The organism is Rhizobium sp. BK661, from assembly GCF_024808825.1.
Classification (GTDB): domain Bacteria; phylum Pseudomonadota; class Alphaproteobacteria; order Rhizobiales; family Rhizobiaceae; genus Rhizobium.
The window spans coordinates 44,647-65,809 of sequence record NZ_JANTYT010000027.1 but is presented as its reverse complement, the minus strand read 5'-3'; the positions used below and the strand labels follow the sequence as shown (position 1 = coordinate 65,809).

The following is a 21,163-nucleotide window of genomic DNA, read 5'->3' as shown; positions in this document are numbered from 1 at the left end:
TGTTCGTCTGTGAAACGGCTGCGCTTCATTCCCTGGTCCTCTCAATGGGCCAGAGCTTACTTCAAAATGGATTATTTCAACGGGGCAAGGTCACCGCCGCTTTACTCCAACAGTATTTTTTATCCAACTCTCTATACTGCGCTGTACCGACCGTTGGAACGGCGAGTGGATTATATTTGGCCTGGCAAATGCTGGTCCCTCGGCTTCCTGGATTTTCCCGAAGGCCAATACACGCATAGCTATACTTAAATTCCATCCCGCGGCGCAGTCATTGCGCGGAACAATGCCGTGATCGACAGCATGCCCCGGCCGGGGCAGCGCGGACGAACAGGTCCCGTGAAGTCTGCCATGAGCAGGTCTTTAAGCAAGCCGCTGGGTCACCAGCTCAGTCTGAGCTGAGCGGCGCCATTTGAATAGCGTATCGCGAGATCCGTCACCTCGCCTCCTGTCATCCCCCGACGCAGCTCAATGGCTGCGGCTGATGGAAGGACCGCGAGCAAACACCTCACTGCGGGCCGGCACATGATAGACCCGGTCCCTCCACGAGACGCCGATCGCTTCGGCCGCATCGATCAGGGCCCGCTTCGCACTGTCTGGGTGCATCGTCCCATCAAGTACTGCGGCGCAAGCGCTAAGAGCTCGCTCAAACGCCGATCCGAACGTAACCGGCCATTTCTCTGCCAACAACGCCGATGCTTCGTCTGTTCCTCTGATGTCTATCGGATTTGGAACCCCTGGCAGCCAGATTTCGAGTCCAAATGTCCAATCGCCCGTTGAAACCATGCGCGTGCTCCTCCCCTGAGTCGCCCCATGACAGATTCACCTCGAAACACGGCAGCTTTGGGGCCAGCTGGAAGCGCCCCTCTTCACATTTTGAGCGCTGAAAGGGGCATGGCTGCGCTGCCGGGATTTTTTCTCGACAATGTCCACTTCGAACTTCCCGGCGACAACGCTGACATTGGCACGCGACCAAAATCATGTGAGAGTTTCAAAGGCGTTCGACATTGAAAGGTTGTCTTCGTTCCTTTTGTGCAGCGCAGCGTCTCAAGACTTGCCTGAACCTGAAACACTGAAGGAAGGAAGCAAAATGAGCGATCACGTCTACAAGAAGGTCGAACTGGTCGGCACCTCCAAGGTTTCAATAACTGAAGCCATCGACACGGCAATCGCGCGCGCGTCAAAGACCATGCGAAATCTAGATTGGTTCGAAGTCGAGCAGATCCGGGGACATATCAGGGACGGCGCAGTTGAACACTATCAGGTTGTGATGAAGGTAGGCTTCAGAATTGAAGGATAACGTCGCCAGCCGAAAACGCCAAGAGCGACGATTTCGTCGTCGCTCTTCGCCATTTTCGAGTTGAGTAGCAGACCTAGCGTATTGGAACGGTTCGCCGACTTGCAATCCCGCGAGATTGGAAAGAAACCTCGACCTGAGGCGGCTGCGTATGTCCTGGCTTATGAATGCTTTGTCCCGTTGGCTCCTGGTCTGCTGCCGCGGATCGCGCTCGAGATCACATTGTGGTCGCGTCGTGTGGCATTCTCATCAACGAAAGGCGAAGAGCGCGATCATGTTAACGAGAGTTGACTATCTGAGAATGGCCGGTCGCGTTGAAGGAAGGCAACGCGTACGTTGCCGCGATCGCGACCAGGGCGACCGCTATCGATGTTACGATCAGGGCTTGTTTCATGGTCGCTCCCAGTTAAGCACGGCAGGGGCCTTCGACAGACCGAAATCCTTGTCGGGCTATTATCGACAGGAAGTAGCCATTTAATGAGAACGTGTAATGTCGGGCAACGCCCGCCCGGCAATAAAATTGTCGTTTTCAACACAAGCATTGCAGGCGAAGGACACCTGGCCGACGACACTTGGACCCAACTTCGGTATCAGAGGCTCGCAAGCCGGTGTCACGGTAGAATATTCTTGCCGTGGAATTTCACACGAAATTCCTTTGCTTGTCTCTTGTCCGGAATGGTTATCACAATGAACCTAAGCGAATATGTTTTTCTCTCCTCGCTTTCCAGATCGAATGTCCAGGCCGTCATACCTGTTCCCTCGCCAATCTCTACCAGCTTCTCCATCACCCGGTCTTCGCGATCCTCTCCGTCGAGGTTGATCTCGTAAACGAAAGTCTCCTGACCGGGCGACCCCACGATCTGTTCGTTGATCCAGTTCCAAATCGCTTCAGCGTTTACCGGAAATGGAGGCAACTCAAAATTTAGGTGCTCTACATCAAGCGCGAATATGACCTCTCTGTCGTATAGTGCCCGTATTCCCAAAGCGTATTCCGATCTTTGAATTGTATCGGCCAATACGCCTTTCAATTTCCTCAGGCTCGAATACTTATGAAACATTCCACGCTCCAGATACCTTACTGGAGTTAGAGCCTCCGATTTTTCTTTCCAGATGTATTGCTACTCTCTATGCTACGCCATTTGGAGGGTGGAAGGTCCACGCCAGGTCGGAAGATGCGGCTGCTCGAATGGCAAGCTATCGTTTAGTGGACCAGTTGGGGGGTGCGCTCTCGGCCGGACCCTTAGAGGGACGTCGTATTGAGGACGTCCTCTCCCGTTCTATCGTTGCCTATTCAACAACTCCGCTTGTCGCCGCCATGTCGTGGTGGGCACCAACTCAGTGCCTCCCACGACCTTAGGCTGCGTCGGCTCGGCCGAACGAACGGCGCAGCGGCGGCTCACGATTGCCCGCCTGTTTTGGCCGTTTGAACGGCACGTGGTCGACGACAGACACCAACGGCAATGGATTTCGACATCAATGCCAAACGAAGCCTCGGTATGTCAGCAAGGCCTGCCGTTTCGCGTACATTGTTGCATCGTGCTACAGTCTTTCGTGCTCCCCAAACAGCCTCGGTTTTAGGGATGGGCGCCGCCTTTCATGACAACGTTGAACCTTGCTGGATCTTACACCTCGGGGCAACCGCGAACGTTAGCGAAGATGATCCTGTCTGGCCCGCGGCGGGTCATGCCCTCTACGACAACGCTACGTGGCGAAATCCGCACGACATGAGCCCTTCGAAATCCGGCATCGCGTGCGTTGTCAAGGGCATCATCAGGATCGCAGCGCCGGCGAGACCCTCGATCGGACCAATCCCCGTGCCGATCATTATTACGATCATGAATTCCGACGCCCCCTGGGCCCACCCTGAACTCGAGATCCTGGGCGATGGAAGGTGACATGAATCCGACCACGCTGCTCGCGACCAGGGCAGAACTGATAGCAATTCTCTTCAACACAGTCATTGGTAATCCTCCAAAAGTCTCTTCTCTGAGAAGCTAACCTTCCCGACACGGAACGGTTCCCTCAGAGAGGGCGCGAACGATGCGGAATTCTCGGTTTTGCTGCCCCACGCAAACTGGCTCGGTTTTTGGCTGCCCCACGCTCAACTTGACGAAGTAAGCCCTTGTTCGTTTCACCACTCTCGCTTCACTTCGAAAGAACACTCTTCAAGGCCCCGAAGTCTTTATAGTTTCCGGATTGGTACTATTTAGAACTTCGACCTTTCGCTGGACGCAAAGTGTCGCGATTGCAAGCTTTGGATTGGTGTTTCGACACTAAGACATCAGACCGTTGGGATCATTGCGGACGGAAGATTTGAGGCGCATGAGGCGAGAAGGCGACGCATGCATATGCGGTTCGGGACAACGGGATGTCGACGGTAGTTCACTGGTGACAATGGTTCTCGTAGAGATTTTGGAGCGGTCTTTCGCGGCGGACCACTCGAACGTTGAAAGCCGTCACAAGAAAGGGGAACTGAAATGAAGAAACTATTGGCATCAACTTGCGTGACATTCGGGCTGCTGGGACTTGCCTCTTACGCGAATGCCGCCGGTTGCGGTTCCTTGACGATTGCCAGCATGAACTGGCAAAGCGCAGAGGTTCTTTCCAACCTCGACAAGATTATCCTGAACGAAGGGTATGGCTGCCAGGCGGAAATCACCGTTGGTGATACTGTTCCGACCATCACGTCAATGGCCGAAAAAGGTGAACCAGATGTCGCCCCTGAGGCCTGGGTCGACCTTCTGCCGGATGTGGTGAAGAAGGGCACCGACGAGGGACGCATCATCAAGGTTGGCTCCCCTCTCCCCGATGGGGGCGTGCAGGGATGGTGGATCCCGAAATACCTTGCCGACGCTCACCCGGATTTGAAGTCAATTCCCGATATGCTGAAGCACCCGGAACTGTTCCCTGATACGGAAGACGCGTCCAAGGGTGCCATCTACAATGGCCCGCAGGGGTGGGGCGGCACGGTTGTTACCTCTCAGCTTTTCAAAGCTTTCGACGCAGAAAAGGCAGGCTTCAAGCTCGTCGATACGGGTTCGGCGGCTGGCCTCGATGGATCGATCGCAAAGGCCTACGAGCGCAAGCAAGGCTGGGTCGGGTATTATTGGGCCCCCACTGCCTTGCTCGGGAAATATCAGATGGTCAAGCTCGAAGCCGGCGTGCCTGCCGATGCCGCCGAGTGGAAACGTTGCAATACGGTGGCCGACTGCTCGGATCCGAAGCCGAATGCGTGGCCGGTCGACACGATCGTCACTCTCGTGGCGAAGCCGTTTTCGGAAAAGGCGGGGCCCGAGGTCATGGGCTACCTGCAGAAGCGCTCCTGGAGCAATGAGACCGTCAACAAGCTGATGGCCTGGATGACCGACAATCAGGCGAGCGGCGAGGACGGCGCCAAGCACTTCCTGAAGGAAAACAAGGACATCTGGACCAAGTGGGTCTCGGAGGCTGCAGCAAAGAAGATCGAGGCTTCCCTCTAGACGCCCGGGGGCCGCGGGGATCATCCGCCGCCCTGTTAACGGCTCATTCTCCACGAGACATGGCACGGCGATACGAATGGATGGTCTTGCGGCCTACAAAGGGTTTAGGTCCGCGCTGAGGACCAAAAGCGACAGCGCAAAGTAGCCGGCAGCATCCGTCTGGTATGAGAAGGCTGACAGGCTGCTACTGTCACCGGAACGAGAAGTAAAGGTCTCCCAGGAGATGGTTCTTTAACATCGGGACCTTTGCTCGGGCGATGAAAGCGATGGCGAGTGTTGCAGTTCCGCACTCGACTCAATGGTTGCATGATGTTTTTGTGCGCCGGGGCGTTGGAGTTTCGTTATGTTGTTTGCGTTGGATCAGACGAAAGCCAGACTGCAGTATCTTGTAAAGTTCGCATCGGTTTGGCTCGTTGCCATTGCTTTGGCGTTCCTTCCCGTGTGGTGGCTGGTCCAGGAAACGACCTTCTAGAGCTCTGGTTTCCCTGAAAAAGGGACGCCAGTCATCGGCACATCCGGCGTGTCAAGGCTGCAATCGCTGCTGGCGACCAGCATCCGGATACGTTCCGCCACCCGGGGACCGACGGGATTGTAGACGACTAGGTAGATCGGGCCTACCATCCACGGCAAACCCGGAATATTCAGTTCGATGTCGCCGAGAATCGGATGTTTTAGCCTCTTGGTTCCTTCTCCATGGGCAATAACATCGTTCTCCTGCCACAGCGCAGCAAACTCCGGACTCACGTTGCAAAGTTCATCTACCAGTTCGTGATCTCCGACGTCGCTCCGGCACGGCCTGCGTCCACTCGAAACGCGCAACCTCTTCCTTTCTCAATCCAGGCGTACGGCTGCGACCCGAAAAACCAAACACAGCCGGATCAAGCCGAGAACGACGATCGCAAAGGAAAACTCCAAGGGCGGTTCCTCTTCCGCGCCGAGCCTTACACTCTCGGGTTCTCTGCGCGACGCAGGGACTAATGACGTCGCACTTGACAGATCTCCTCCATCGTTTCGCTGAATCCAGCCGTTCGTTCATGTTTCAAATCAGCCGCAGGTGCGCGGCGACAATCACGGTGAGATCCGTCTCATCCTGATCGCCGCGCTATACGCAGGTGGATTCTGCTTCTTGGTACCGTTGACTACCACGCTTTGACACCCGGGCTCGGCGCCGGCCTTATTGACTTTTCGCAGTTGCGCCCATTTCTAATCTTTATTGTCGCATCCTCAAATTGCAGCATGCTGATAGCTATTCCATCCATCTCAACCGGGAGGATAGTCCCATGCACCTCTATAAGGAGACGAACCGCTTCCAGTGCTCCAGCCACGCTGGGCGACCTTGCATCGTCATCGAGCAGATGAGGATCGACCAAAGGGGAAACATCAGCCCCGATCCAACGAAAATCGACTATCTGACGGAAGATGGCGACGTTGTCTCGCGATTGGACGAGGGGCTGTTTCTCGTCTTGATCAGCCAGGAAGAACTTCTGCTAACGCATTGATGAAAAATGTCATCAGGCAACACGCCGTCGCCCGTGGGGACGAAGATCGGGATAGGTCGTGCTGGTCACGGGTCCGGATGTGCGCTTGAACGATTTCTTGCAAACCTGAAGGCGGCTTTTCCGCCCTTCAACAACTTTGAGATTAGTTGGAACCGAATGGCGAGGACCGATGGATTCCACCTGTGCGTTGATCGGCGAGGATGGCTATTCATTGCAACTGGTCTGGCTCTCGTTTCGGAAGAACAAGCCTACGTGGTCCTCTGTCCCGCGCCCTCTGTCGATGAAGCCCTGTCGCTCATTGAAGTCCGTCCTCCAGACATGTCATCCCTGGGCCTTCAAGCTCGACAAATCCAGGCTTGTGCAACAGATCGAAGACTTATTGCCTTTACCGCAAGGCCAACGGCGTCGTCGGTTACGAGACAAGAAAAGCAGGTCGCACTAACCATCGACTGATGCAAATGTGGAGTCGCGACCGCTGCTGGCCGCCCAAGGCAGTCATCGATCAACTGGTATCGAGCAGACGAGTGCGCGATCGTTGTTGCTATCCCTGAAGGGGATGTTCGTCGGCTTCGCTGAGGGGGCGGCCGCCAGATCCGGCGTTCGACACGTGAGCCGAGACGAGATTGGACTTCGAATTTGATCCACGAAGCGACTGCTGGGCTGGACCAACCTTGCCACTGGGACTTAACGAGCAGATCGCCCAATGGATCAGCCCAATTTGGACATTGTGTAAAAAATCCTCGGCGGCGAAGGAAAGGGAAGAACGGTGCCACATCGTACTGGCACCGAACCACGCACCCCTCAAAAAGGCCGAGGCGCGCAATGTGCGAATTAGGGCGAGTAGATATACAACTTTTGAGCGGGAGAGTTGCCCGATATGCTAGGTAGCTGGACGCGCGCCCTTGCAGCAGACTGGAATTGGTTCTCAACAGGGGGCTGGTAATGGCCGAAGAATACCGATTACGCATGGAAGGCGAACACTGGTCCATCATCGACGAGGCAACGCTTGAGCCTGCTCGGCTCGATGGCGTCCCTCTCGCCAGGATGGAAGCCGTTGAAGCAAAGTACATGTTGAAAATTCTGCAGGGACTGGATCGCGTTCGCAAAGCTTCAAAACGGTCGGCGTCCATGGTCAAGAAGCACGGCATCAAGACGGTTCGGATATCGCCCGTCCAGCCGGTCACAGATGCATTCGCTCCGCTAAAGCCGCTTGGCGCCGATTGTTCGTTTTGCGTGGCATGCAATGGATCTTGCAAAAGGGGCAAATCCCTTGACCTACTTAACTGACGCAGAGAGCCGCCTTGGTCGCCCAATCGGGCCACGGCTCGGATCCATACAGCGTGACGACGGTCTTTACGAAGCGCGCGTAGTCCCGGCTTACGCGGGCGAGGACAGTACCGTCATTTTTATCCGGCGGCCGAGCCTGAAATTCTGGCTCCGATCAAAAATGGGTAAACTATTGGGTTGAACAAAAGGTACGCAGCCCCGAAATAGAGCTTCAGAAATCTGGCACTAGCCTGTTCATGCTGTTGCCCGAAATTCTTCTCCTTTCACGTTGAACGCTCTGTGCCGGGCGTTGCCCGATGCGCTCCCTAAGGTGACGCGGAATGCACGATACCCGCACAAAGTGAGGCACGCTGCTATCCGTCGTCATGCATGTGCGATATCTGTGGTGCGCACACAACCCTCTTTGGACCGGAAAGCCTCTCGGCATGCCCGTCGTGCCTTTGAGCCTTCCACCCTCTCATCGTGCGAGGTTGCCCAAGCTTTGGAAAGGCTTGCGTCTATGAAGGTACGAGCAGTCCCATGCTGATCCATCCCGTCACGATCACCAGCAAGATAGTGGCTGCGTACAAGACCATCGTGCCGATCCGCCGATAAACGAGAAAATTTCTTGAAGCCGGCTCATTCTGAGCGCTGGCTGCTTGCGTAGAAAACGATAAATATCGTGACATGGGAACACCGGCTTTATCGGAGAAATAGGCGGCACAAAAAAAGGTTCCATCACGGCCTGTTTGCGACTTTAACAAATGCGTTTTCGGGTTCGCCGTCGGAGATTCCAACTTTATCGTAATTTCCGGGGGGCTCGGATGCACGTAGAGACGACCATTCCCTCGTGAGCCAATCAAGCATTCGATTCGATCAGCTGCCAACGACCAAAAAATTAGCCTCGGTGGTTCCCGAGGCTCAGGTGCGGCTCCAACATGAAGCCTGGCCTTTGTACCGGACAGATCTTGATGCTGACAGGCCATATTTTTTCATTCTGGTACTGTCTGCGGCGCAGGCTCGTGATCTTCAAACGATATAGTCCGCTGGCTCCTCCTCACCAATCGCTCGGTGTCTCGCTCCACGCACACGACCCTCAATTAATGATTTTCCAGGTGGCTGGTTCGCTCGTTGATTAGAAATTCAAGGGCGGCGCGTAAAAGCACCGGACAGTATCCTCGTTTGGGAACAGACACAGATGAAACTGACCGTCCGGCGATTCCAAGGCCCTGGACTGCGGAACGAGGAAAAGGTGTGGACGCGTAACGAGCCTATGGTCGCCTGGCTTCAGCGCGATCTGGTACCCACCGCCCGCTGGTCGCACTGCTTGTGACGGAATAGGCTGACAGTCCCCGTTTTCGCCGTTCCCGTTGCAGCAAAATGCTTCGTATTGAAATCCGGATGGCGCATGATGTGCGTTAGCTGCTGTTGCAGCAACAAGTATCAACAAGGCAAGGACAAGCCGCATCGTATTCCCCCGCAAATTTCGATCCGTCGGCAGTATCTTATTTTACTTCTGTCTAAAGTATGGCTGAAGTATTCTTCTCCCAGCAGTCGATCGGTGAAGTCGAAATCCCGTGCCAATGGCGGATTGCGACCAAGCTGCCTTGTTAGAACGCGTAACTTCGCATTGGGAGAAACGACTACGTCACACCGCCGGAAACGACACCGCAATAGTCCCAGCCTGGTACGCGAGCATGGTCTCGTCCCCAAAGATGTAACGCTGGCAGCCGACCGTCAGACGGTTATGATTGCCGCACTGGTTGTAAGCGCCGCGATCCTGGCTTTCGGCGTGAATGCCCTGATTGGGTCCTAACCGCCCATGCGCATGTAAAGCGACGGCTTCATGTCAGGCTTTGTAAGGCTGTACACCTCATAAGAGGCTTGGTGGTCGTCTCCCATTCCAAGCGAGCCAACCGGCATACCTGGCACGGCAAGTCCCGCAATCGGAGGTTTCTCGTTCAACACCTTCTCGACGGCCTCCAAGGGGACGTGCCCTTCAAAGAAGTAGTCGCCGACCACAGCGGTGTGGCACCCCTGCATATCTTCAGGGATACCGAGCCTGCCCTTTATCGACATGAAATCATCCTCCCGGACCACGACGTTGAAATCGGCATTCACCATTGCGAGGGCCCAAGCTCCGCAGCAGCCGCAGCTGGGATCTTTATAGATGTCCATCCGAGCCCGCGACGCTGACGCACGCCGGGTAAGTGTGGCAATCGTGCCTGCTGCCGCCAGACACATGAAAGCTCTACGTTTCATGCTCTTCTCTCCTTTCATTGGTGTTCAAGCTCATTTCAGGGCCATGATCGACGCCCGTTTCCCTTCGACATTCTCCTGAACGTTTGCAGGTTCTCTTGACCTTCCCACGATGGCAAACCCCACCTATTTTAAGTCACTTGAATCGGAGACCTTCCATGTACGAATTCAATATCCAGAACATGACCTGTGGCCACTGCGCGGGCACGGTGGAAAAGGCAATCAGGGCCACCGATCCCACTGCCCAGGCCAAGGTCGACCTTCCAACCCGGACCGCAAAGGTGGAGTCAAAACTCGACCCGCTCACAATAGCGGCAGCGATCGAGAAAGCAGGCTATCCGAATACATTCACATCTCTCTAGTCTTCGGGCAGCGGACAACAACGACCTCCCCCTTGCAAATAGCAGCAGATGCTCCCGGGAATGAACGGGAGCATCCGCGCCATCAGGCCTTGTACCCGATGTGTGTCATCATCCCGCTCGCCATATGGTACAGGTGATGATTGGAACGGCCAACGGCCGGAGTTGTCGGCGTCAAAGGCAATGATCACCGTCGACATCATGGGCACCATTACGGTATCGCGTAAAGCGCCGTTAATAGCCCTCCCGTTGATACCGACGACCTGGAACTTGTGTCCGTGCAGGTGCATCGGGGTGGGACATCATTGACATGTTCCTCTCCTGCAGCGTGTGAGCGTGCATCCAGTGGGTCCCGCGCTCTCGGAGGCGAAACTTATCGTGGCGGGTTTGGCCAGGCTTGCACCAGCTGGATTATCCGGCACGCAGTCCTGATCCCACGGCGGCGTTAGACCGTGCCAGTGGATCAGCGTCGGGGCGTCGATCTGGACAACTCAACATCGAATGGAGCGCCGGCGTCGAGCCTCAATCCTGGCGACTCATACGACCGAGTTATGCCAAGCACATTCGCGGCCTGCCGTTGACCTCAATTGTTCGCTTGACGATGCTAAGTCTTTGGGTCGATCCGGCCAGTTGCGTAGCTGGCGCTGTCCCGGCACTTGCTTGCCGAATAGCGAGAGGGTTGGTCGCGCCATAGATAGCCGCCCCGGCCACCCTGCAGGTGAGAAAATCGCGTCTGTACATGTCACTTGTCCGGTTTCGAGGGTAGGCGCGCAATGCAGCAACGAAAAACGTCAGACAGCAAGCCGGGCGGGTCGAGCCCGGGCGGTACCGAATGTCCCGTCAGCGGTGAGATCTGGACCAGATAGACGACAGGGTGGGATAAGTGCAGGAACTCGGAGGCTCCTGAGGCCAATGGCCCTGCGCGCACTGAGCAAACCGAGACGCAGCAGTTCCCGGCCGTCGAATGCGACGGTTCGGAATGCCGATGGCCCGCCATCTCTGCCCTATGATCCTGCACCAAGACGTGGGCGGAGGAGGGAATATCGAGGCAGGGCACAGCGTGAGCTGCGGCAAATGGCGCAAACACCAGACCGATGGCTAGGATAACCATCGTCGCAATAAGCACCAGTGTTCGATCACGGCCACGCTGTTAGCTTATTACGGACTGAAGGGAACAGTAAACACGTTGGCGTGTCACGCCGTTGATCCATATCAACAAGGTGAAATGAGACCCTTGACCTTCCCATTATGGGAAGGATTACTTATCTGTGCAGTGAAATGAGGATCCTCCCATGACTGCGCTCTCCCAGTTCGAAAAAAACCTGGCACATTCCACTCCGACCGAGTTCGAAATCGAGGGCATGTCGTGCGCATCCTGCGTCAGTCGTGTGGAGAAATCGATCAAGGCCCTTCCTGGCGTCGATAGCGCATCGGTCAATCTCGCCACAGAAAGAGCCAGCGTCACATTCAAGGATGCCGTCGATCCTGCTTCGGTTCTGCGCGCCATCGAGGACGCAGGCTATCAAGCCAGGATCGATACGCAAGAATTTGGCGTCGAAGGAATGACCTGCGCCTCCTGCGTGGCCCACGTCGAGAAGGCGTTAAAGGCTGTGCCAGGGGTCATCGATGCGTCCGTCAACCTTGCGACCGAGCGGGCGACCGTGCACGTGGCGGCGGGGGCTGTTCAGACCCCGGTACTCGAAGCTGCGGTGAGGAATGCCGGATACGACGTCCGCCGCCTGCAAGCACCACAGGCCCTTGAAGACAAAGACCACCGAGCGACCGAAATCTCCAAGCTCAAAGCCCTGCTAGCGGTCTCTGCAGCGCTGACCTTGCCGCTCTTCCTGCTGGAGATGGGTTCTCACTTCATCCCGGCCGTTCATGAGTTGATCATGGACAGCATCGGCATGCAGAACAATCTTTACCTGCAGTTCGTCCTCGCAACCGTTGTCCTGTTCGGACCTGGCCTGCGATTCTTCCAGAAGGGCGTACCGAACCTCCTGCGTCGGACGCCCGATATGAACTCGTTGGTGGTCCTCGGAACCACGGCTGCGTGGCTCTACTCCGTCGTGGCGACCTTCGCGCCGCGCTTGCTGCCGTCCGGGACTGTCAACGTGTATTACGAGGCTGCTGCGGTCATCGTGACCCTCATCCTGCTCGGGCGTTTTCTCGAGGTCCGCGCCAAAGGGCGGACCAGCCAGGCCATCAAGCGGCTGATCGGCCTCCAGGCCAGGACTGCTTTCGTGTCGCGCAACGGTGCGTTCGTCGAAACCGAGATCGAGGACGTGGTCGTCGGCGACATCATTCGCATCCGGCCGGGCGAGAAGGTGCCCGTCGATGGCATCGTCGCAACCGGTAGCTCATATGTCGATCAGTCGATGATAACAGGCGAGCCGATACCGGTCGAAAAAACAGCCGACAGCGAGGTCGTCGGCGGTACGATCAATACAAATGGCACGTTCACCTTCCAGGCGACCAAGGTGGGCAGCGACACCCTTCTGGCGCAGATCATCAGGATGGTCGAAGCGGCGCAGGGATCGAAACTGCCGATTCAGGCTCTGGTCGACAAGGTGACAGGCTGGTTCGTCCCCGCGGTCATCTTCGCCGCAGCATTCACCTTTGTCGCCTGGTATGCGCTTGGCCCGTCGCCCGCCCTGAGTTTCGCACTGGTTAACGCGGTGGCAGTCCTCATCATCGCGTGCCCATGCGCCATGGGTCTGGCGACGCCAACATCGATCATGGTCGGAACCGGCCGCGCGGCCGAACTCGGCATTCTCTTTCGGAAGGGAGAGGCTCTGCAAAGCCTTCGCGAAGCCGATATCGTCGCTTTCGACAAGACCGGCACCCTGACGAAGGGTCGCCCTGAACTGACCGATATTGAGGTCCGGGACGGATATGCGGAAATCGAAGTCCTGCAACTGGTCGCCAGCGTCGAGACCCTGTCGGAGCATCCGATTGCCAAGGCATTGGCGGCAGCGGCTTGGGAACGGGGCATTCGTGCTCTCCCTGTCACCGACTTTCAGGCGAACCCCGGCTTCGGCATTGAAGGCTCGGTCAACGGCCGAAAGGTTCTGGTCGGTGCTGACCGCGCCTTGGAGAAAGCGGGTATCGACATCGGCCAATTCCGTGAGAAAGCCGCCGCTCTTGGCGATCAGGGGAAGTCACCACTCTATGCGGCCATCGACGGCAATCTCGCAGCGATTATCGCGGTGTCTGATCCTGTAAAGGAAACAACCCCAGCAGCCGTGGCTGCGCTCCATGCGCTCGGCCTGAAGGTGGCGATGATCACCGGAGACAACAAACGCACCGCCGACGCAATCGCCCGCCAATTGGGTATCGACGAGGTCGTCGCCGAAGTCCTTCCGGACGGCAAGGTAGAGGCCGTGAAGCGTCTGCGGGCCGGTGGCAGAAAGGTTGCCTTCATTGGCGATGGTATCAATGACGCTCCGGCTTTGACCGAAGCGGACGTCGGCCTCGCTGTCGGCACGGGCACCGACATTGCAATCGAAAGTGCGGACGTCGTGCTGATGTCTGGCGACCTGAACGGCGTACCGAAGGCCATCGCCCTCAGCAAATCGACGATCCGGAACATCAAGCAGAACCTGTTTTGGGCCTTTGCTTACAACGTGAGCTTGATCCCGGTAGCAGCAGGCGTGCTTTACCCGGTAAACGGCACCCTGATGTCACCGATATTCGCAGCAGCAGCCATGGCGATGTCCAGCGTCTTCGTACTTGGAAATGCGCTACGTCTCCGCTCTGTAAACCCATAACCCATTACGAAGCGGGCTGGCCTGGAAGGGCCGCCCGCATTCAAGGAGATCGAACATGAATATTGGACAGGCCGCAAAGGCGAGCGGCGTTTCGGCGAAAATGATCCGCTACTACGAACAGATCAAGCTGATCACGCCCGCTCACCGGACGGAGTCGAGCTATCGAACCTACGCCGACAACGACATCCACACGCTGCGCTTCATCCGCCGGGCACGCGATCTCGGCTTTTCCGTGGAGCAGATGAAGACACTGCTCGCGCTCTGGCGAGACCGTTCTCGCGCAAGCGCGGACGTCAAGAGCATCGCCATGGAGCACATCGCCGAACTGGAACGGAAGGCAGCCGCCATCCATGCGATGACGGAAACCCTGAAACATCTTGCGACACACTGCCACGGCGACGAGCGTCCGGACTGCCCGATCATCGAGGAGTTCGCAAATGCAGGTGATGCGGATGACGTTCCAGCCATGAACGCTCCATTCGGCGTAAACGGTATCAGGGCTGAGCAGCCGGTACGACGGTGACTGCTATTCCATGCGGAACCTGACATGACAGCTCGTGCAGGTCTGCAGCATAAGGTGGAAGGCATGCTCGGCAGGGAGGGATGAAAGCTCGGCCTCGCTCTGGACATGGGTCCCGAGCGGCCCGCCGCCCATCGGCTCGCCGGGCTTCATTCGCATGCTGTCGGTCATAACCGCCGGATTCTTCCCGGCGGCCACAGCCAGCGCCGCCGCATAGGACTTGAGGTCATTTGCCAGGCGGTCGAAACGGTCACGTTCCTCGATGATATTTGGCTTCGCCTTCGAAGCCGGAGATGCGGCTTCCGACGCGAAGTGGTCGATCAGCGTCTGGCCCGCCTTGTCTCGGATAAGCTCGGCTGCCCACTTGAACTCGGGCGACGAATAGGTCGACGGCACCTTGAACATGCCCGCGATGGACTTGGTGGCAGCCGCGATTGCCTTCATATCCGCCTGCCGGACGGTCACGATGTCGCCCGCGCAAACCGCAGCAGACGCGACAGCCAGAAAAATCAATGAACCGACAATAACGGACCTCATGGCATCCCTTCGCTGGCAGGATCGATGAACGAACCTGGCACGGCTCGGCATCGACTTGAATTTGATCAAGATCAATGTCTTACTTTGCGTCTCAGCTATCTACAGACATTGGCAAGATTCAGCCCAGTTCGATTTAGCGACGAGGTTCAAGGACGGAAAGTCATGGTCGCGGTTTTCATCGCAGTCCTGCTCTTCCTTTCCCCTGTGATGCCAAGCTTCACAGCCGACCTCTCCGTTGTTTCCCAAACGCACGTTTCGGCCGACCAGAGTTCTCACGAAGATTGCGACGATTCAAAACCGCACGCTGTCCCTGGCCAATGCTGTGCCTTGCAGTGTCTGGTGTTTGTCGCAGAGGCCGTTGCGCCAGAAGTCCATCACGTTCCGAGTTTCATTGACGTCGCCTACCGGCAACCAGTCGATCACCTGACCGGTGTCATTTTCCCACCATCGCTGGGACCGCCCCGTACCGCTGCCTGACCTGACGAGCGTGGCCATTGCGCGGCCGCGCGAGCTGGCAACGGAAAACACGGAGTGTCTCGTGACAACGGTACATCATCACGACCATGAACATATGGCGGCATCGCCACCGCCTACGATAACCGGCGAGCCGGTCATCTATACCTGTCCCATGCATCCCCAGATACGGCAGCCCGGCCCGGGTAACTGTCCAATCTGCGGCATGACCCTTGAACCCGAAATCGTGACAGAAGAGACCGGGCCCAGCGCCGAGCTGATCGATATGCTACGACGGTTCTGGATCGGCCTGGTGCTTTCTCTGCCAGTCCTGGCGCTGGAGATGGGCGGCCACCTCACGAACCTGCACATGCTTCTCGGCGCTCAGACGTCGAACTGGGTGCAGATGGTTTTGGCCACCCCTGTCGTGCTCTGGGCTGGCTGGCCGTTCTTTCAACGGGGGTGGCAGTCACTGGTCAGTCGTCACCTCAACATGTTTACCCTGATCGCCATGGGAACCGGGGTCGCCTGGATTTATAGCGCGGTCGCGACCGTGTTCCCGGAAATCTTTCCGGAAACGGTTCGCTCAAACGAAGGCGCGGTTGCGGTCTACTTTGAGGCGGCAGCAGTCATCACGGTCCTCGTGTTGTTGGGTCAGGTTCTTGAGCTTCGAGCCCGCGAGCAAACGGGCGGCGCGATCCGGGCCCTGCTCGATCTCGCTCCGAAGATGGCGCGACGCGTGAAACCGGATGGCTCCGACGAAGATGTCGGCCTCGATGTCATTGTGGTCGGGGTCCGGCTTCGTGTTCGCCCCGGCGAGAAGGTACCGGTCGATGGCATCCTTCTCGAAGGTAGAAGCTCGGTCGACGAGTCTATGATCACGGGAGAGTCCATGCCTGTCACCAAGGAGACCGGCTCGAAGCTGATCGGCGGCACCATGAACCAGACCGGCGGTTTCGTCATGGAGGCCGGAAAGGTCGGCCGTGACACGATGCTGTCCCAGATCGTGCGGATGGTCGCCGAGGCACAGCGCTCTCGTGCGCCGATCCAGCGGCTCGCCGACCAGGTGTCGGGCTGGTTCGTACCGGTCGTTATCGTCATTGCGGTCATCGCCTTTGTCGCATGGCTGCTGATAGGTCCGGAGCCGCGATTTGCCCATGGGTTGGTCGCAGCCGTCGCTGTCCTGATCATTGCGTGCCCATGCGCTTTGGGGCTGGCGACACCGATGTCGATCATGGTCGGCGTCGGTCGCGGCGCAAGGCTCGGGGTTCTCATCAAGAACGCCGAGGCACTGGAACGGATTGAAAAGATTAACACCCTCGTGGTCGACAAGACCGGGACCCTCACCGAGGGGCGTCCGAAAGTGACAGCCATCATTCCTCGCGACGGCGTGGCGGCTGATGACGTCCTGCAGTTGGCCGCCAGCCTGGAACGGTCGAGCGAGCATCCGCTTGCCCATGCTATCGTCGTCGCTGCTCAAGATCAGAATCTCCCTCTCCAAGACGCGCAAGACTTCGACAGTCCGGTCGGCAAAGGCGTGACGGGGAATGTTTCAGGAAAAAAGCTTATCCTGGGAAGCCACAGGATCATGGCCGACGCTAACGTCGACGTCCTGCCAATGACGGCTCAAGCGGAGGAACTCCGAGACGAAGGCGCAACCGTCATCTTCCTGGCAATCGATGGCTCGCTGGCCGGTCTCTTTGCCATCGCTGATCCGATCAAGGCCACGACACCGCAGGCCGTGAAGGCGCTGATGGAAGAAGGCGTCGAAGTTGTCATGCTGACCGGCGACAACAAGACGACGGCGGCAGCAGTTGCTCGCAAGCTCGGCATCACCTCGGTGGAGGCGGAAGTCCTTCCAGAAGACAAGAGCAAGATCGTCTCGCGGCTGAGGGGCGAAGGCCGCATCGTTGCCATGGCTGGCGACGGCGTTAATGATGCACCTGCACTTGCGGCGGCCGACGTCGGAATTGCCATGGGAACCGGAACGGATGTCGCTATCGAAAGTGCGGGCGTAACCCTGCTGAAGGGCGATCTACAAGGCATTGTCAGGGCAAGGCAGCTTAGCCGGGCGACGATGCGTAACATCCGGCAGAACCTGTTCTTCGCCTTCATCTACAACGCTGCTGGCGTACCGATAGCGGCGGGCGCTCTCTATCCCGTCTTCGGAATCCTCCTCTCCCCCATCATCGCCGCCGCCGCCATGACCCTGTCGTCCGTGAGCGTCGTCGGCAATTCCCTCAGACTCAGGAGTATCGGACTATGAATTCGCGCACCTGGATTTTGATGGCGGCATCACTTGGCATTATCGTCGTGTTCTTCATGCTCCGGGAGCATTGGCCGCACGCGCTTGGCATCGCCCCATACCTTCTTCTTTTGGCATGTCCGCTGATGCACCTGTTGCATGGACACGGTGGTCATGGAGGTCATGACCACAAGGACGGCGCGTGATGACGTACGAGGACTCTGCGATAAACACCATCGACCTGCTGGCTCCGCCCCAGCAGGTCTTCGCGTTCCTCGATGATCCAACCGTTGTCGGGGCCCATATGCAGAAGCCCTCGCTGATGATGCTGGGGGCTTCCATGGAATACGAGGTCGATCATGGGAACGGGCAAGTTGTCGGCTCCATCGTGAAGATGCGAGGCAGGGTCCTCGGCATGGACGTGTTCGTTGAAGAGATCGTCACCGAACGGCAACCGCCGTGGCGAAAATCATGGCAGACGCTCGGCCGTCCGAAACTGCTGGTCATCGACAACTACCACATGGATTTCGTCATAAAGCCGATCAGAGAAGGCTCCCGGGTGATCGTCAAAATTCAATACTCGTATTCCCGCAGCCCGATTGGCAGCTGGCTCGGCTCGTTCCCGGCGAAAGCATATGCAGGGTTGTGCGTGTCGAAAATGACGTCAGAGGCTTTGAAACACTTCGCATCCCCACGCAATGGCCAATAACGGATAGGCCGGCCTCCTGGGCCTCCCGTCGGCATCATTTCGCAGTTCTCGGCGCAGCGTCGACAAGCGTCGACAAAGCTTTCCATGTTGATCGGTCCATCTTCATGTTGCCGACCAACGACATATCCATCTTCGAGCCGCCACTGGATGACGTGCCCCTCTTGCCCATATCCATACTCTTGCACTTTTCGAGATAGGTCATGTCCTGCGCCATCATGACAACAGGATCAAGCAGCGGGCGCGGACGCTTTATTGCCAGCCGAATATTGCGACTACCGAAGTTTTCCCATGCAAGTGAGCCGCCCGAATGCAAGCTGCGTAGTTTGTCGGTATCTCGTCGACGCAATCATAGCCCGCCACCTTCGCCGATGGCGGGCTCAAATTCGTGAAGTGCTAGGCAAGCAGGTTGCGTTGTGTGGCGACCTCTTCGAGGATGCGCTTGACGCGAAGAACATCTGGCGAAATCGGGCTACCGGCATCGCTGGATGCTCGAACTGCATTATTCAAGTGATCGATCGCAACTAGGATCTCCTCGTCGCCAATGGACTTATCCGTAGCCATACTCTCGGCAACACCGCCGGTATTCAACATGTTTCATCACCTCTTCATTCATTGAAGCGAGGCGGAAACTAGGTGATTTGGTGTTCGTATGCTTTCCGTGTCGAGCTTTGTGGTTACCAAATAATTACTTTAATTACTAACGTCCACGTCGTTTGAGGTAACCGGTTGCGACGGTAGAGGAGCATGTCCCGGATAGTGCGATTCCGGCTGTGGAAAACGATAGCCGCGAGCGCGAACCGCGGTGACGAAACGCTCATATTCTGGCCCGCTTGTAGAACGGTTCGTTCCCGGTAGCGGGATTTGCAATGCCTCACGCCCCCCGGGGGCTAGGACCGGGAGGCCCTGATCCGCATCGTTCTGCCCACGGAATAGCTGCAGTCCGGAGAGGTAGTCAGAGGTCTGAGACGCGGGCCCCGCCTCTTCGTCGTAGGTCGGACATAGCGGCCGCACGTCGACCGGCCGGCGCGGAACGACGTGCTTCAATGTACGAGCCTCAAAGGGGAGGCAGGACGGTTGGCAGCTTTGGCTTTCATTGCAGCAATCGAGTGGTACGCACCGACCAGAGAAATGTTCGGCAGAACTCGCGAGAAGAGGCACGGCTCCACGCAAAATCCGACGCACTATGCCGCGTGAAGTTTATGAAGTTCAGTTGCGTGCGCTGGCAGGAAATCCCGGTGAAAAGCCGCCGCGGCGTAAACTGAAAGGACACCATCCTGGCTGCGGACGATGAAATCGCTGGGCCGCGCCCTAAGAGCTTCAGTCGCGTTGAATACCGTAACAGCAGCCGTGGCGATAACCATATGGCCACGCTCGTAGAATTCACGGACCCAATCCGGCAAAGTGGCCCAACCTGCTCCGAGGAAGCAAATCTCCCGACCCCGTACGACTTCGACCCGCGCAGGTGTTCTTAGATATTCCCGCATTGGTTCCAATCGGGGCTTCACGGCCGCTAGGGGAGCGCCACCGAGAGGGAGGAGGTAGTATTTCCAGCACTTTTCCGCTTTCTGTCCAGGGTTAGTTGGCACCCTTACTTGCCTGCGCTGCCCCTTAGGTCTATCACTTCACCTGGAAGAATCTAAACTATCGGAGAAGTACGTGGCTAACGGAACTGTAAAGTTTTTCAATCAGGACAAGGGCTTCGGCTTCATAACGCCAGTCAATGGTGGCCCGGACGTCTTCGTGCATATCTCTGCCGTCCAGGGCGGATCGCTACGCGATGGCCAGAATGTCAGCTACGAGCTGGGTCAAGATCGCAAGACCGGAAAATCCAAGGCCGAGAACGTACGTCCGGTCTGATCACGACCTACAACAAATTAGGCCCGCGGGAAATCGCACCGCAACCCGCGGGGCTGAAATTATCATGTGCAACTTCATCGAGAGAGCTTCGCCAGCCGAGGGGGATTGGCCATGTCTAGGGATCGGCAGCCACGATTGTGAAGGTTGATAGCTGCGTCGCACGGAAACGACGACGCCTGATCGTCCCACTCGACTTTGTAATATCGATACCATTCCCTGACAGCCTGCGACATGATGCTGTGGTCAGTCTTAGCTTTGTCCTGAGATACCGCCGAAAGGCACGGCTGTTAGGACATACTGGTAGAAGTCAGTGACGGCCGATTTCGGCTTCAACTTTCTTCCGGGAATTGCCAGCATTCCTGACCGCTTCCTTGACGGTATCGTTGGAGACGCCTTCCTTCTTTGCCTCGTATGTTACCTCGTGGTCCTGGCCGCCGGCGACGCGGGCGCGATCCTGTGCATGGCTTCGAGATGTTTGCGTCTTTGCCATTGCATGTCCTCCTTGATCAATGTTCGCAGCAGGAACTCGCTACGACTCCAGTAGTTCCCTCGAAATAACGAATACCAATCGCGCCGCTTGAAGCGACGACTGAAGCCGCTATGCAGGCTCGCACGACGGAAATCAGGATAACCATGCGGTACCTCTGGACACTGGAGCGCGACGGGCGGGAACCGCGGGGTGGTCTTGATGCCGTCGATGCCTTGATCGAATTCCTGCGTTCAGAGGACCTGCCGGGGATCATGCCGCCGGATTGGATCGTCGCGACCCTTCAGATGGATGAAGACGACAACGGCGTCGCTGTCCAATCCTCGCCTCATGGGTGGAGGCTCCGCGTGAAGCGGATGGCATAGTTCGTCCTCAACCACCGGCGCCACGTCGTCGGTCATTCACCCGTTGACAGACAAATTATATCCA

At 57.1% G+C, this 21,163-nt stretch carries 19 protein-coding genes and 3 pseudogenes; 12 read left to right on the top strand and 10 right to left on the bottom strand.

The window, feature by feature from the left end; translation table 11 throughout:
* A pseudogene (locus tag FHX16_RS28805) lies at nt 1–249 on the top strand (hypothetical protein); the annotation flags it as partial.
* 216 nt (nt 250–465) lie between these two features.
* On the opposite strand, the gene FHX16_RS28800 reads toward FHX16_RS28805, so the two are convergent.
* Nucleotides 466–783, bottom strand: a complete 318-nt coding sequence (locus FHX16_RS28800) for a DUF982 domain-containing protein (RefSeq protein WP_183865178.1) — start codon at nt 781–783, stop codon at nt 466–468.
* A 304-nt stretch (nt 784–1,087) separates the two neighbouring features.
* Between FHX16_RS28800 and FHX16_RS28795 the strand changes: the two genes are divergently transcribed.
* Nucleotides 1,088–1,297 carry a dodecin gene (locus FHX16_RS28795; RefSeq protein ID WP_259131698.1) on the top strand — a complete coding sequence of 70 codons (210 nt, stop codon included), beginning with the start codon at nt 1,088–1,090 and terminating at the stop codon, nt 1,295–1,297.
* 608 nt (nt 1,298–1,905) lie between these two features.
* Here FHX16_RS28795 and FHX16_RS28790 read toward each other — a convergent pair.
* Both FHX16_RS28790 and FHX16_RS28785 read right to left on the bottom strand, forming a co-directional pair.
* On the bottom strand, nt 1,906–2,352 hold the full coding sequence (locus FHX16_RS28790; protein ID WP_183864903.1) for a hypothetical protein: 447 nt from the start codon (nt 2,350–2,352) through the stop codon (nt 1,906–1,908).
* Between the two features lie 564 nt (nt 2,353–2,916).
* Nucleotides 2,917–3,192, bottom strand: coding sequence for a hypothetical protein (locus tag FHX16_RS28785; protein ID WP_259131706.1), 276 nt, complete (start codon nt 3,190–3,192; stop codon nt 2,917–2,919).
* A 579-nt stretch (nt 3,193–3,771) separates the two neighbouring features.
* Between FHX16_RS28785 and FHX16_RS28780 the strand changes: the two genes are divergently transcribed.
* The gene (locus tag FHX16_RS28780) at nt 3,772–4,773 is read left to right on the top strand and encodes an ABC transporter substrate-binding protein (protein ID WP_183758303.1); all 1,002 of its coding nucleotides are present in this window, start codon (nt 3,772–3,774) and stop codon (nt 4,771–4,773) included.
* A gap of 468 nt (nt 4,774–5,241) precedes the next feature.
* Here FHX16_RS28780 and FHX16_RS28775 read toward each other — a convergent pair.
* Nucleotides 5,242–5,588: pseudogene (locus tag FHX16_RS28775) on the bottom strand (hypothetical protein); the annotation flags it as partial.
* A gap of 465 nt (nt 5,589–6,053) precedes the next feature.
* Between FHX16_RS28775 and FHX16_RS28770 the strand changes: the two are divergent.
* Nucleotides 6,054–6,272, top strand: coding sequence for a hypothetical protein (locus FHX16_RS28770; RefSeq protein WP_183758301.1), 219 nt, complete (start codon nt 6,054–6,056; stop codon nt 6,270–6,272).
* Nucleotides 6,273–8,673: 2,401 nt separating this feature from the next.
* Here the strand turns inward: FHX16_RS28770 and FHX16_RS28765 are convergent.
* Together FHX16_RS28765 and FHX16_RS28760 are read right to left on the bottom strand one after the other, a co-directional pair.
* Nucleotides 8,674–9,006: a hypothetical protein gene (locus FHX16_RS28765; protein WP_259131694.1), complete on the bottom strand. Its 333-nt coding sequence runs from the start codon at nt 9,004–9,006 to the stop codon at nt 8,674–8,676.
* 344 nt (nt 9,007–9,350) lie between these two features.
* On the bottom strand, nt 9,351–9,800 hold the full coding sequence (locus FHX16_RS28760; RefSeq protein ID WP_259131692.1) for a DUF411 domain-containing protein: 450 nt from the start codon (nt 9,798–9,800) through the stop codon (nt 9,351–9,353).
* 155 nt (nt 9,801–9,955) lie between these two features.
* Here FHX16_RS28760 and FHX16_RS28755 point away from each other — a divergent pair, with 155 nt between their 5' ends.
* Entirely contained in the window at nt 9,956–10,159 is a 204-nt protein-coding gene (locus tag FHX16_RS28755) for a heavy-metal-associated domain-containing protein (protein WP_183758298.1), read from the top strand.
* 82 nt (nt 10,160–10,241) lie between these two features.
* On the opposite strand, the pseudogene FHX16_RS28750 reads toward FHX16_RS28755, so the two are convergent.
* Nucleotides 10,242–10,471, bottom strand: a pseudogene (locus FHX16_RS28750) (multicopper oxidase domain-containing protein); the annotation flags it as partial.
* A gap of 977 nt (nt 10,472–11,448) precedes the next feature.
* On the opposite strand from FHX16_RS28750, the gene FHX16_RS28745 reads away from it, so the two are divergent.
* Complete coding sequence (locus tag FHX16_RS28745; RefSeq protein ID WP_259131688.1) at nt 11,449–13,926, top strand: heavy metal translocating P-type ATPase; 2,478 nt, start codon at nt 11,449–11,451, stop codon at nt 13,924–13,926.
* 55 nt (nt 13,927–13,981) lie between these two features.
* Nucleotides 13,982–14,449, top strand: a complete 468-nt coding sequence (gene cueR / locus FHX16_RS28740; RefSeq protein WP_183758294.1) for a Cu(I)-responsive transcriptional regulator — start codon at nt 13,982–13,984, stop codon at nt 14,447–14,449.
* Nucleotides 14,450–14,452: 3 nt separating this feature from the next.
* Here cueR and FHX16_RS28735 read toward each other — a convergent pair whose 3' ends face one another.
* On the bottom strand, nt 14,453–14,983 hold the full coding sequence (locus FHX16_RS28735; RefSeq protein WP_183758293.1) for a cytochrome c: 531 nt from the start codon (nt 14,981–14,983) through the stop codon (nt 14,453–14,455).
* A 571-nt stretch (nt 14,984–15,554) separates the two neighbouring features.
* Between FHX16_RS28735 and FHX16_RS28730 the strand changes: the two genes are divergently transcribed.
* The 3 genes from FHX16_RS28730 to FHX16_RS28720 are packed head-to-tail and all read left to right on the top strand — an operon-like array spanning nt 15,555 to nt 18,390.
* Nucleotides 15,555–17,702, top strand: coding sequence for a copper-translocating P-type ATPase (locus FHX16_RS28730; RefSeq protein ID WP_259131704.1), 2,148 nt, complete (start codon nt 15,555–15,557; stop codon nt 17,700–17,702).
* A complete protein-coding gene (locus FHX16_RS28725; RefSeq protein ID WP_183864897.1) occupies nt 17,699–17,887 on the top strand; it encodes a DUF2933 domain-containing protein in 189 nt (62 codons plus the stop codon). The genes FHX16_RS28730 and FHX16_RS28725 overlap by 4 nt, the downstream gene beginning before the upstream one ends.
* Entirely contained in the window at nt 17,887–18,390 is a 504-nt protein-coding gene (locus FHX16_RS28720) for an SRPBCC family protein (RefSeq protein WP_259131684.1), read from the top strand. Before FHX16_RS28725 ends, FHX16_RS28720 begins: the two co-directional genes overlap by 1 nt.
* 393 nt (nt 18,391–18,783) lie before the next feature.
* On the opposite strand, the gene FHX16_RS28715 is transcribed toward FHX16_RS28720, so the two are convergent.
* Entirely contained in the window at nt 18,784–18,981 is a 198-nt protein-coding gene (locus FHX16_RS28715) for a hypothetical protein (RefSeq protein ID WP_183864895.1), read from the bottom strand.
* A 1,065-nt stretch (nt 18,982–20,046) separates the two neighbouring features.
* Here FHX16_RS28715 and FHX16_RS28710 point away from each other — a divergent pair.
* Nucleotides 20,047–20,247, top strand: a complete 201-nt coding sequence (locus FHX16_RS28710; RefSeq protein ID WP_183758285.1) for a cold-shock protein — start codon at nt 20,047–20,049, stop codon at nt 20,245–20,247.
* Between the two features lie 307 nt (nt 20,248–20,554).
* Here the strand turns inward: FHX16_RS28710 and FHX16_RS28705 are convergent, their stop codons facing one another.
* A complete protein-coding gene (locus FHX16_RS28705; protein WP_183758283.1) occupies nt 20,555–20,737 on the bottom strand; it encodes a DUF3606 domain-containing protein in 183 nt (60 codons plus the stop codon).
* Between the two features lie 143 nt (nt 20,738–20,880).
* Between FHX16_RS28705 and FHX16_RS28700 the strand changes: the two genes are divergently transcribed.
* A complete protein-coding gene (locus tag FHX16_RS28700) occupies nt 20,881–21,099 on the top strand; it encodes a hypothetical protein (RefSeq protein WP_259131679.1) in 219 nt (72 codons plus the stop codon).
* Nucleotides 21,100–21,163 lie beyond the last annotated feature (64 nt).